Annotated in this window: 9 protein-coding genes; 2 read left to right on the top strand and 7 right to left on the bottom strand. The window is 66.0% G+C overall.

Annotated elements, in window-relative coordinates:
• Positions 1–242: 242 nt before the first annotated feature.
• From rpsD to ACSE4D_RS16845, 6 genes are all read right to left on the bottom strand, one after another.
• Positions 243–884: a 30S ribosomal protein S4 gene (gene rpsD, locus ACSE4D_RS16870; protein WP_425119349.1), complete on the bottom strand. Its 642-nt coding sequence runs from the start codon at positions 882–884 to the stop codon at positions 243–245.
• A gap of 194 nt (positions 885–1,078) precedes the next feature.
• Entirely contained in the window at positions 1,079–2,656 is a 1,578-nt protein-coding gene (locus ACSE4D_RS16865; RefSeq protein ID WP_436326322.1) for a cation:proton antiporter domain-containing protein, read from the bottom strand.
• Between the two features lie 107 nt (positions 2,657–2,763).
• On the bottom strand, positions 2,764–4,191 hold the full coding sequence (locus tag ACSE4D_RS16860) for a replication-associated recombination protein A (protein WP_426936265.1): 1,428 nt from the start codon (positions 4,189–4,191) through the stop codon (positions 2,764–2,766).
• Positions 4,191–5,975, bottom strand: coding sequence for an aspartate--tRNA ligase (gene aspS / locus ACSE4D_RS16855; protein ID WP_135542451.1), 1,785 nt, complete (start codon positions 5,973–5,975; stop codon positions 4,191–4,193). Before aspS ends, ACSE4D_RS16860 begins: the two co-directional genes overlap by 1 nt.
• Before the next feature lie 58 nt (positions 5,976–6,033).
• Entirely contained in the window at positions 6,034–7,368 is a 1,335-nt protein-coding gene (gene hisS / locus ACSE4D_RS16850; RefSeq protein WP_135542449.1) for a histidine--tRNA ligase, read from the bottom strand.
• Positions 7,369–7,500: 132 nt separating this feature from the next.
• Positions 7,501–8,145 (bottom strand): MBL fold metallo-hydrolase, encoded by a 645-nt coding sequence (locus ACSE4D_RS16845; RefSeq protein WP_135542448.1) that lies wholly within the window; start codon positions 8,143–8,145, stop codon positions 7,501–7,503.
• A gap of 119 nt (positions 8,146–8,264) precedes the next feature.
• On the opposite strand from ACSE4D_RS16845, the gene ACSE4D_RS16840 reads away from it, so the two are divergent.
• Complete coding sequence (locus tag ACSE4D_RS16840) at positions 8,265–9,617, top strand: DUF349 domain-containing protein (protein ID WP_425120454.1); 1,353 nt, start codon at positions 8,265–8,267, stop codon at positions 9,615–9,617.
• A 142-nt stretch (positions 9,618–9,759) separates the two neighbouring features.
• Entirely contained in the window at positions 9,760–10,314 is a 555-nt protein-coding gene (locus tag ACSE4D_RS16835) for a hypothetical protein (RefSeq protein ID WP_135542444.1), read from the top strand.
• Here the strand turns inward: ACSE4D_RS16835 and ACSE4D_RS16830 are convergent.
• Positions 10,293–12,590, bottom strand: coding sequence for a RelA/SpoT family protein (locus tag ACSE4D_RS16830; protein ID WP_135542442.1), 2,298 nt, complete (start codon positions 12,588–12,590; stop codon positions 10,293–10,295). The two genes, ACSE4D_RS16835 and ACSE4D_RS16830, sit on opposite strands and share 22 nt — an antisense overlap.
• Position 12,591 lies beyond the last annotated feature (1 nt).

The raw sequence follows: 12,591 nt of genomic DNA, 5'->3' as shown, positions 1-12,591 counted from the left end.
CCGCACTTACTCGTGCGTACCCGCACTTAACAGGGACTAGTTTAATGGCTCGGCCGCAATATGCGAGGTCGGGCGGCGTGCCTGGGAACCGGGAGCGGATCTCCGCACTCTTCGCAGATGACCGGTCGACCCCGTCGGGGGTCTTCGCCCCGACCGGTCGAGGTCGCCCGAGGGTGAATGCACGACTGCCCGGAACCAACGGTCCCGGGCAGTCGCGGCGGCTCGTGGCTTGGCTCAGCCGATCAGCGCGAGTAGAACTCGACGACGAGCTGAACGTCACAGGTCACGGGCACCTCTTCGCGCTTCGGAGTGCGCAGCAGGGTGGCCTGCAGGCCTTCGAGGTTGACGTTGAGGTAACCGGGAACCGCGGGCAGGACATCCTTGTGTCCGCCGGCAGCGGCGACCTGGAACGGATCCATCGAGGCCGAACGCTCATGCACCTGGATGGTCTGGCCTTCCTTCACGCGGAAGGAGGGACGGTCCACGCGCTGTCCGTCGACCGTGATGTGGCGGTGGACGACGAACTGACGGGCCTGCGCCATGGTGCGGGCGAAGCCGGAGCGCAGAACGAGTGCGTCGAGACGCATTTCGAGGAGCTCGACCATGGTCTCACCGGTCAGACCGGGCAGACGGGCGGCTTCCTTGTAGGTCTTGAGCATCTGCGCCTCACGGATGCCGTACTGCGCGCGCAGACGCTGCTTCTCCTTGAGACGGACCGAGTAGTCGCTGTCGTTGCGACGGCGAGCACGGCCGTGCTCGCCTGGAGGATAGGGGCGACGCTCGAAGTACTTCTCTGCCTTAGGTGTCAGAGCAAGGCCGAGGGCGCGCGAGACGCGCGTCATCCGGCGATTACGTGCTGGTGCTGGCACTTGGTTACCTTTCATCACAATGATTCGTCACGACCGGCCATCGGTTCTCGCCCGAGTCGCAACCGTTGTTTCCCCGGATGGGAAGGAGGGATTGAGCGTCGAGATCCGCTCGCACCGACCGCCTTTAGCGTGCAGGCACAACAGCACTCCATCTTAGCGGCTGTTCCGGCGGTCGCGCAAAGCGGCAGCCGGCGCGGGCCGCCCGGGTCTCACCTCTGCTGCGTGTTCATGGCCGCATCGGCGACGGCCGCCCCGGAACCGCTGTAGATGTTGACCACGGCGTGGACTCCCGACTGGTTGAAGTGCGCCGCCTGGTCGGGTCGCTGCACGACGGCGGCGATGGTTCCGTCGAAGCCGGCGATGCGCAGCTGGTCGAGAGCGAAGGTGTTCGAGTCGTGCAGCGCCATGGCCAGCACCACGGTATGGGCATTGCCGCCGACGACCAGTCGGTGCCAGAACTCGTGATCGGTCGCATCGCCCTCCAGGACGGTGAAGCCATCGGTGATGAGCGCATCGATGACGGCGTGGTCGTTGTCGATGACGATGACGCTGCGCGCACCGAGGTCGACGAACCTCTCATACGCTCCGCGGCCGATGCGCCCCATGCCGAGCACCACGACTTCGGCGTCTCCGGTGTCAAGGGGGCGGTCCGTGGGCCGCAGCCTGGCCTCGTTCTCACTCGGGAGCACCGCATCGAGTCGGGCGACGATCTGCAGGCTGCGGGCATTGGCCAAGGAGGAGGCGATCATTCCCACGGCGACGGCCAGTGCCGTGATCGTCAGCCAGCTGTTGTCGAAGACGCCGTTGCCGACACCGACGGCGACCACGATGAGAGCGAACTCGGAGAAGTTGCTCAACGCCAGACTGGTGCGGATGCTGGTGCGATTGCGCAGGCCGAAGAGCCGACCCATGAGATAGAAGCTCACGAAGTTGAATGGCAGGAGGACCGCGCAGAGGATGAGCGCCATCCCCAGGTCCGACCAACTCGGAGCGGCCTGCAGTCCGATGACGACGAAGAAGCCCACGAGGAAGAGCTCCTTGACGCTGAAGAGCGACTTCGACAGTTCTCCCGACCGGGGATGGCCGGCGAAGAGCAGTCCCATCGCCAGAGCACCCAGGTCTCCGTGGATGCCCACGGACTCGAAGGCGACATAGCCGGGCCCCAGCGCCATGACGGCTCCGAAGAGGACGAGCAGCTCGCCGCGGCCGATGCGGTCGAGCAGCCGGTGGAGCACCCATGCCGCCGGGACGAGGAGGACGAGGGCGAAGGCCCAGGGACTCGGCGACTCCTCCCCCGCGATCGTGATGAACGCGACCGCGGCGAGGTCCTGGAGCACGAGGATGGCGATGGCGATCTGCCCGTAGTAGGAACCGTCGTCGGACCGGTCTTCGAGCACCTTGACGACGAGCACCGTCGATGAGAACGACAGGGCGAAGCCCAGCAGCCCCACTGTCCCGAGTCCGCCGTGGAGGCTGATGACACCGATGACCGAGGCCAGTCCGATGGTGCCGGAGCCGACGAGGACCACGGTGATCATGTGCAGGGCGGCCGTGCCGTAGGCCTCGGGCTGGAGGAGGGAACGCAGATCGAATTTCAGGCCGATGGTGAACAGCAGGAGCACGACGCCGAGGTCGGAGACCTCCTGCAGCCCGGCGAAGGCGGTGAAACCGAGGAAATGGAGGAAGAAGCCCGCCGCGAGGAATCCGACCAGAGGAGGAACTCGCAGCTCATAGGCGACCATGCCCAAAGCCAGAGCAGCCGCGACGGTGACGATGATCTCCTCCATGGCGGTCTCCTTCGTCCGTGCCGAAGCGCCTGTCATCGTATGCAGCGCCGTTGCTCTCTGTGACTAAAATTACCGTCTTCGACCTCGGCGCGAAAGCGACGGGCGGTTCACGGGCGAAGCAGTCGTCGCAGATTCTCCAACCGCTCGCCCATCGTCCGTTCCAGTCCGTTGCCGGTCGGCTCGTAGTAGCGCTTGCCCCGCAGGGGCTCGGGCAGGTACTCCTGGTCTGCGACTCCGTGAGGATAGTCATGGGAGTACTTGTAGCCCTCGCCGTGGCCGAGTTCCTTGGCTCCTGGGTAGTGGGCATCACGCAGATGCGTGGGCACCTGGCCGGCCAGACCGTTCTTGACATCGGCGATGGCGGCATCCAGTGCCCGGTAGCTGGCGTTCGATTTCGGGGCCATGGCCAGGTAGGTGACCGCCTCGGCCAGCGGGATCCTGCCTTCGGGCATCCCGATGTTCTGCACTGCCGTCGAGGCGGCCACCGCAATGGGCAGCGCCTGCGGGTCGGCCATGCCGATGTCCTCGGCCGCGGAGATGACGACGCGGCGGGCGATGAAGCGCGGGTCCTCGCCGGCGACGATCATCCTGGCCAGGTAGTGCAGGGCGGCGTCGACATCGGAGCCGCGGATCGATTTGATGAATGCCGAGACCACATCGTAGTGCTGGTCGCCGTTCCTGTCGTAGCGCAGCACGGTCTCGCTGCTGGCTTCGGCGCAGGCGGACTCGGTGATGAGGATCGGCGCCGCCGCACCGTCCGCGGAGTCGGCGGCGTTCCCACGCTCGCCTTGGGCGGCGGCGATGCCCGCCGCGGCTTCGAGCACGGTCAGTGACCTGCGCGCATCGGCTCCGGCGATGCGGACGATGAACGTCCGCGCCTCCTCGGCGAGTTCGAACTGTCCGGCCAGTCCCCGGTCCGATTCGACTGCACGGTCGAGCAGCCTGCCCACCGCCTCATCGTCGAGCGGACGCAGAGTCAGCAGCAGGGACCGGGACAGCAGCGGCGAGATGACGGAGAACGAGGGGTTCTCCGTGGTGGCGGCGACGAGGACGACCAGTCGGTTCTCCACCGCCGGCAGCAGTGCGTCCTGCTGTGCCTTGGAGAAGCGGTGGATCTCGTCGAGGAAGAGCACCGTGGTGCGCTGGTACATCTCCCGTTCGCGGCGGGCGTTCTCGATCACCTGGCGCACGTCCTTGACTCCGGCCGTGATCGCCGACAGCTCGACGAACGTCCGTCCGGGTGCGTGGGAGATGACATGGGCCAGGGTCGTCTTCCCGACTCCTGGTGGCCCCCACAGGATCACCGAGGAGGCCCCCGCCCGGTCTCCCCCGCTGGCTTCGACGAGCTGGTTGAGCGGGGATCCGGGGAACGTCAGGTGCTCCTGACCGACGACTTCTTCGAGAGTCCGCGGACGCATCCGCACGGCCAGAGGGTCGAGGGCACGAGCCTGGGAGGCACCGGAGGAACCGGCGAAGCCCGGACCAGGGGCGTCCTGGTCCGGGCCGTCGGAGAACAGATTCGGTTCTTGGCTCATCAGCCCTCGGTGTCGTCGTCTTCCGGTTCGTAGTCGACGCCGGCCTCGGCACGCTGCTCGTCGGTGATCGGAGCCGGAGCCTGAGTGAGCGGATCGAATCCACCGCCGGACTTCGGGAAGGCGATGACCTCACGGATCGAATCGACTCCGGCCAACAGGGACACGATGCGGTCCCAGCCGAAGGCGATGCCGCCGTGCGGGGGCGCACCGAACTTGAACGCTTCGAGGAGGAACCCGAACTTCTCCTGCGCCTCCTCCTCGGAGATGCCCATGATCGTGAATACGCGCTCCTGCACATCCTTGCGGTGGATGCGGATGGAGCCGCCGCCGATCTCGTTGCCGTTGCACACGATGTCGTAGGCATAGGCCAGAGCGGCACCCGGATCCGATTCGAGGCTGTCGAGGAACTCGGGCTTCGGGGCGGTGAATGCGTGGTGGACTGCCGTCCACTGCCCCCCGCCGACAGCGACGTCTCCGGCTGCCTGAGCATCGGCGGCCGATTCGAACAGCGGGGCGTCGACAACCCACACGAAGGCCCAGTCGCCGTCCTTGATCAGCCCGGTGCGTGAAGCGATCTCATTGCGCGCGGCGCCGAGCAGGGCGCGGGAGGAGTTCGGCTCGCCGGCGGCGAAGAAGATCGCGTCGCCCGGTTCGGCGCCCGCGGCGGAGACGAGACCGGCTTTCTCCTCCTCGGAGATGTTCTTCGCCACGGGACCGGTCAGGGTTCCGTCTTCGGCCACGAGGACATAGGCCAGACCCTTGGCACCGCGCTGCTTGGCCCAGTCCTGCCAGCCGTCGAGCTGACGGCGCGGCAGTGATCCGCCTCCGGGGTAGACCACGGAGCCGACATAGTCGGACTGGAAGACGCGGAACGGGGTGTCGGCGAAGAACTCCGTGAGGTTGTGCAGTTCGAGACCGAAACGCAGATCCGGTTTGTCCGAACCGTACTTCTCCATCGCTTCGTGGTAGGTGATGTGCGGGATCGGCGTGGTGATGTCGTAGCCGATGAGCTTCCACAGCGCGGTGAGGATCTCTTCGGCCAACGCGATGATGTCCTCCTGCTCGACGAAGGAGGCTTCGATGTCGAGCTGGGTGAACTCGGGCTGCCGGTCGGCGCGGAAGTCCTCGTCGCGGTAGCAGCGGGCGATCTGGTAGTAGCGTTCCATGCCGGCGACCTGGAGCAGCTGTTTGAACAGCTGCGGCGACTGTGGCAGGGCGTACCAGGAGCCGGGTTTGAGGCGAGCCGGAACGAGGAAGTCGCGGGCGCCTTCCGGGGTCGACTTCGTCAGCGTCGGGGTCTCGACCTCGACGAAGCTGTGCGCGTCGAGCACCGACCGGGCAGCCTTGTTGACATCGGAGCGCAGGCGGATCGTCTTCGCCGGACCGGAGCGGCGCAGATCGAGGTAGCGGTAGCGCAGACGCGTCTCTTCGCCGACGGCACCGGAGTCCTCGGCATGATCGGAGACCTGGAACGGCAGCGCCGCAGCCTCGGAGAGCACTTCGACGGTGGTGTCGATGACCTCGATCTCGCCGGTGGGCAGATTCGGGTTCGTGTTGCCCTCGGGGCGGATCGAGACGGTGCCGGTGGCCTTGACGACGGTTTCGTTGCGCAGCTGGTGGGCGTCATCCTCGCGGACGACGACCTGCACGATTCCCGAAGCGTCACGCAGATCGATGAAGGCGACACCTCCGTGATCGCGACGACGGTCGACCCACCCGGTGAGGGTGACGGTTTCTCCTGCGTTCGCGGCTCGCAGGCTTCCGGCTTCGTGGCTTCGCAGCACCTAAGGCTCCTTTGTGATGATGTGGTCTGGCGCGTGAACAATGATAGTCGTTTGCGGGTCAGGCCCTGTACACCCGCGGCCACAGGTCGTCGGCGCTGGGAGCCCAGGCAGCGGGATCGGCCGAGACCTGTTCGCCGGTGCGGATGTCCTTGACCTCGTGGCCGGACTCTCCATCGGTGAACCAGACGAAGGGGATGCCACGACGTTCGGCGTAGCGGATCTGCTTGCCGAACTTCGCCGCGTTCGGTGAGACCTCGCACGGGATGTCGCGGGCTCGCAGCGCGCTGGCCACGGCATCGGCTTCACCCCGCTTGGCATCATCGGTGACCGCGACGACGACCGCCGAGGGGGTGCCGCGGGTGGCGCGGACGTCCGATTCTTCGCCGAGGATGAACGCCATGAGACGAGAGACGCCGATGGACATGCCCACCCCCGGGTAGGTCTTCTTCCCCACGCTCACGAGCGAATCGTAGCGGCCGCCGGAGGACACGGAGCCGAGCTCTTCGTGCCCGATGAGCTGCGTCTCGTACACGGCACCGGTGTAGTAGTCGAGGCCGCGGGCGATCTTGAGTTGGGCGATGACGACTCCGGGAGCCCGTTCCGCCGCTGCTGTCAGCAGCGTCGTCAGAGACTCGAGGCCGGCATCGAGCAGCGGGTGTTCGACGCCGAGTGCGCGGACCTCTGCGGCGAAGTCCGGGGAGTCGGATTCGATCGCAGCGAGCCGCAGGCACAGCTGCTGCTGTTCCTCATCCGCTCCGGCTTCGACGGCGAGCAGCTTCGCCACTTCCTCGGGCCCGATCTTGTCGTACTTGTCCAGGCAGCGCAGAACGGCTTGGATGTTCGTCAGTCCGATGCCGCGGGCGAAGCCTTCGAGCAGCCGCCGGTCGTTGACGACGATCCTGACGCCGGGCACGCCCAGTGGTGCGAGTCGGGAGAAGGCATCGGCGACGGCCAACGGGATCTCGATCTCGAAGTGGCCGGGCAGTTCGCCGTCGGCGATGACGTCGATATCGGCTTGGATGAATTCCCTGTAGCGGCCGGCCTGGGGGCGTTCGCCGCGCCAGACGGGCTGGATGCGCGCGGCTTTGAACGGGAAGCTCAGTTCGTTCGCGTTGTCCGCGATGTACCGGGCCAGGGGCACCGTGAGATCGAAGTGGAGACCGAGCGGGTTGCGTTCGGTGCCTTCGGAGTGCAGGCGGGAGACGGCGAAGATCTCCTTGTCGATCTCTCCGTCCTTGGCCAGTTGGCTGATCGGTTCGACCGCCCGGTGGCTCAGCGCGGAGAACCCGTGCAGGGCGAAGGTGTGTTCGAGGGTGTCGATGATGGTCTTCTCGATCACGCGTTCGGCCGGAAGTCGTTCCGGGAATCCGGACAGACGGGCTGACTTCGCCATGGTGCTCCTTGCTTTCGGTTCGGTGCTGAGTGTCGGTGTATCGGTGCTGAGTGTCGCTGCTCAGCGGTTCTGCGGTCGATATGAACAGGTGCGGAGGACGCCTCTGCCGGTGCGGGTTCGGTCCCCGCGGTGTCAGAAGAACGGGTTCGAGGCCAATTCGCGTCCGACTGTCGAGGACGGGCCGTGTCCAGGATAGATCGGCACGTCGGGCAGTGTCGCGAAGGCCTTGAGCGATTCCCGCATCGCCTGCGCGTCTCCCCCGGGCAGATCGACTCGGCCGATGGCTCCGGCGAAGACGACGTCTCCGGTGAAGATGATCTCCTCGTCTCCGTCGGTGACGCGCAGCAGCATCGATCCTTCCGTGTGTCCGGGTGCGGCCAGGGCCGTGACCGTCAGACCAGCGAATTCGAAGCTCTCGGCGTCGGCGACGTCGATGACCTCCGGTGCGTGCCAGTCTTGGACGAGAGGAGCGAGCATCGCCGCGAACTGCGGGTTGAGTGTCGATGCAGGATCGTCCAAACGGTATCGGTCGGCGTCGCCGAGGTGGACGGGAACATCCCACCGGGCGAGCACATTCCTCAGGCCGAGGATATGGTCCGGGTGCCCGTGGGTGAGGAAGATCGCTCGCGGTTCGAGTCCCTCCTTGACCAGGAGGCGGTCGAGTCCGGGGGCGCAGTCGTAGCCGGAGTCGATGAGAATGCAGTCGCTGCCGCCGGCGGCACGCACGGCGTAGCAGTTGACATCGAGGAATTCGGCACGGGTTGAGAACACATCCATGTGCAAAGTCTATCTACCGGCACGCTGATGGTTATGCTGGGATAACGTCTATCCCGTAATCGAGTGATCGGCGGGTGGAAAGCCCCGCCGGTTCGACCGATGGAAACAAGGTGAGAACCATGTCGACCCCGACACCGAAGCCGACCCCCCGTCCGTCGTCCCTGCCTCGCCCGCAGGCCGCGCAGGTGGTCGGTGCCAACCACATCGACCACGACGCCGAGGTGGCTCGCGCGGTGACACATGGTCGTGCCGATGCCGAGGGCAATGTGTTCGTCACCACCTCTGACGGCGAGCGTCCCGTCGGCCAGTACCCGGACGCCACACCCGAAGAGGCACTCGAGTACTTCGCGAAGAAGTACGTCGAACTCGCCGAAAGCGCCGTGCTGCTGCGCAACCGCCTTTCGGCCGGGGCCCCCGGCCGGGAGATCGTATCCGCGGCGAAGTCCCTGCAGGAGACGCTGCCCGAAGCCAATGTCGTCGGTGATCTCAAGGGTCTCAGCGCGACTCTCGACACACTCGTCTCCGATGCCGAAGCCACGGAGTCGAAGCAGGCGGCACGCGCCCAGGCGGCGAAGCTGCAGGCCGCGGAGGACCGTGAGGAGCTCGTCGCCGAGGCCGAGGCCCTCGCCAAACAGGACCCCGCGAAGATCCAGTGGAAGCAGTCGGGGGCGCGGCTGCGGGAGCTGTTCGCGCAGTGGAAGGACATGCAGCGCAGCGGTCCGCGTCTGCCGCGTGCCGTCGACCAGGAACTGTGGGGACGATTCTCGCAGGCCCGGAACACCTTCGAACACAAGCGCAAGGAGTTCTTCGCCGAACTCGACAAACTCAATGCCGAGGGCAAGCGGATCAAGGAGAAGATCGTCACCGAGGCGGAGTCGCTGTCCGCGTCGACCGATTTCCGCACAGTCTCCCAGAGGTACAAAGAACTCATGAGCCAGTGGAAGGCGGCTCCACGGGCTTCGCGCAAGGACGACGATGCCCTGTGGGCACGTTTCCGTGCAGCACAGGATGTGTTCTTCTCCGCTCGAGATGCCGAGAACGCCGCGCTCGACGAGGAGTTCAAGGGCAACCTCGTCGTCAAGGAGGAGCTGCTGAAGAAGGCACAGGCGCTGCTGCCGATCACGGACCCGGTGGCGGCGAAGAAGCAGCTGCGGAGCATCCAGGACGAATGGGAAGAGGCCGGGAAGGTTCCCCGCGCGGATATCTCACGGATGGAGAACGGCCTGCGTGAGGTCGAACGTGCCCTCGCCGAAGCCGAAGAGGCCGCGTGGCAGCGCAGCAACCCGGAGACGAAGGCGCGCACTTCGGGGGCTCTGAGCCAGCTGGATGAGTCGATCGTCGAACTCGAGAAGAAGCTCGAGGACGCGAAGTCCGGCGGCGACGACAAGGCCGTCGCCGAGGCTCTCGAAGCCCTCGAGGCCCGGCGCGCGTGGCGGGACCAGCTCGCGCAGACGGCGGCCGAACTCGACTGAGACCGCGACCCTCAACTGCTCCGGCCTGGCCCGGGCCGGCCGCTGAGTGACTGTCCACAGGCACAGGTGGTCGAGTCGGTGACTGTCCACAGGCCCGGCGGCGGGTCTTGTCAGCGCCTCCGTACCCGACGATAGTCGGAGTATGGAGGCGTTGTTTCATCTGCGTGACTACGGGTACGAGCAGCTCACGGAGCTCACGCTCGACGGTCTGCTCATCCGGCTCACCGAATCGACGTGGGTGCGCAAGGGGGCGATCCTCTCCCCCGCCGACAGGATGGCGGCGCTGCACTCGGCGATCCCTCCCGGGCTTGCCCTCTCCCATGACAGCGCCTGGTGGGTCCACCGGGGGCTCGGGAGGGCTCCGTCATTGCTCAGCTTCATCACCGTGCCGCGGCGACGCTGGGTCGCCGATGACGGTGTCGACGTCCACGAGATCGCGATCGCCGATGACGAATGGCTGCGCATCGACGGTCTGCCGATCACAACGGAGGAGCGGACCCTCTACGATCTGCTCTTCCCGCACTTCCGGCACCCCGGTAACGAGGCGGCACACAGTCTGCGCGGCATCCTCGATGAGGTCCCGGACGGTCTGGCCCGCAGATTCCGCGAGTATCTCTCCGCTGTCACTCGCCGACCGTTCGTCGCCCAGATGCGGCAGGCGCTCGACCGGCGGACTCAGCCGCCGGAGATGCGGTAGACGTCGAAGACGCCCTCGACCTTCCGCACGGCGGAGAGCACGGTGTCCAAGTGGCTCGCGTCGCTCATCTCGAACACGAACTTCGACTGCGCCACCCGTGCCCGGGAGGTGCCCACGGAGGCCGAGAGGATGTTCACATGCGTTTCGGTGAGCACCTTCGTGATGTCGGAGAGCAGACCCGAGCGGTCAAGCGCTTCGACTTGGATCTGCACGAGGTAGATGCCGCTGGTCTTCTCACCCCAGGCGACCTCGACCATCCGTTCGGGCTCCCGTTTCAGAGAAGCGACGTTCGGACAGTCGACACGATGGACAGAGACACCCGAACCGCGGGTGACGAAGCCGAGGATCTCATCCCCGGGCACCGGAGTGCAGCAGCGGGCGAGCTTGACGAGCACATCGTCGACGCCCTTGACCGTCACTCCTTCGGACGATGAGTGATGACCCGACGACTGGCCGGTGCGGTTGCGCGGCTCCGGCGGCAGCACCACCTCTTCGTCATCGTCGCCGACTTCCTTCGCCAGCAGGTCGACGACGTGCTGGGCCGAGGACACCCCGTTTCCGATCGCGGCATAGAGGGCGCTGACATCGGGCAGACGCATCTCCGTGGCCACGACCTGCAGGGCTTCCTGGCTCATCAGTGAGGCGGCGGAGATCGAATGGCGGCGCATCGCGCGGGCCAGCTGTTCGCGCCCGTTCTCGATCGCCTCTTCGCGGCGTTCCTTTGAGAACCATTGGCGGATCTTGCTGCGGGCCCGCGGGCTCTTGACGAAGCCGAGCCAATCGCGGCTGGGCCCGGCGTTCTCGTCCTTCGAAGTGAAGACCTCGACGGAGTCGCCGTTCTTCAGCTCGGTGTCGAGTGCGACGAGGCGGCCGTTGACGCGGGCTCCCATGGTCTTGTGTCCGACCTCGGTGTGCACGGCATAGGCGAAGTCGATCGGGGTGGCACCGGCCGGCAGGCTCATCACATCGCCCTTGGGCGTGAAGACGTAGACCTCCTTCGAGTTCACCTCGTAGCGGAGGCTGTCGAGGAACTCGTCGGGGTCGCTGACTTCCCGCTGCCAGTCGAGCAGCTGACGCAGCCAGGCCGCGTCATCGACCGCTCCGGCGTCGGAGACCTTGACCGACCGGGCGGTGTTCGACGTCGCGGCCTTCGACGACTTGTTCAGATCCTTGTACTTCCAGTGCGCGGCGACGCCGAATTCCGCCCGACGGTCCATCTCGTAGGTGCGGATCTGGATTTCGACGGGCTTGCCGCCCGGGCCGATCACCGTTGTGTGCAGGCTCTGGTACATGTTGTACTTCGGCATCGCGATGTAGTCCTTGAACCGCCCGGGAACAGGGTTCCAGCGGGCGTGGACGATGCCGAGAGTCGCATAGCATTCGCGCACGGACTCGACGAGCACACGGACTCCGACGAGATCGTAGATGTCGGCGAACTCATGTCCGCGGACGACCATCTTCTGGTAGATCGAATAGTAGTGCTTCGGCCGTCCGGTGATCGCCGATTCGATCCCGGCCTCTTTGAGCTCGCCCTGCAGCTCGTCAGAGACCGTGGCCAGGTACTTCTCGCGTTCGGGGGCACGATCGGCCACGAGGCGGACGACTTCGTCGTAGACCTTCGGGTGAAGGACCTGGAAGGAGAGGTCCTCGAGTTCCCATTTGATCGTGTTCATGCCCAGCCGGTGCGCCAGCGGAGCATAGATGTCCAGTGTTTCTCGGGCCTTCTTCGTACTCGACGAAGCCGGGACGAAACGCCAGGTGCGCGCGTTGTGCAGACGGTCGGCGAGCTTGATCACGAGAACGCGGATGTCCTTGGCCATCGCCACGATCATCTTGCGCACGGTTTCGGACTGAGCCGCTTGGCCGTAGGTGAGCTTGTCGAGCTTCGTCACCCCGTCGACCATGGCCGCGACCTCGGACCCGAATTCCTCGGTGAGCTCCTCGAGCGAGTACGAGGTGTCTTCGACGGTGTCGTGCAGCAGCGCGGCGGCGAGCGTGACCGGCAGCATGCCGATCTCGGCGAGGATCGTGCCCACGGCGATCGGATGGGTGATGTAGGCGTCACCGGACTTCCGGGTCTGCCCGCGGTGAGCCTCCTCGGCGACCTTGTAGGCGCGTACGACGAGGTCGATGTCCGCTTTCGGATGGTTCGACTGCAGGGCCCTGATCATCGGGCCGAGCACTCGGGGGTAGCCAGGGTTGTTCTGTGCCCTGGCCGCCCACCAGGCTAAGCGGGAGATGCCTCGCGGACGGCGCGATTCAGCGGACGAAGCCACA

It is taken from the genome of Brevibacterium sp. FAM 27836 (genome assembly GCF_051351055.1).
Lineage (GTDB): Bacteria > Actinomycetota > Actinomycetes > Actinomycetales > Brevibacteriaceae > Brevibacterium.
This window is presented reverse-complemented; position numbering and strand designations above follow the sequence as displayed.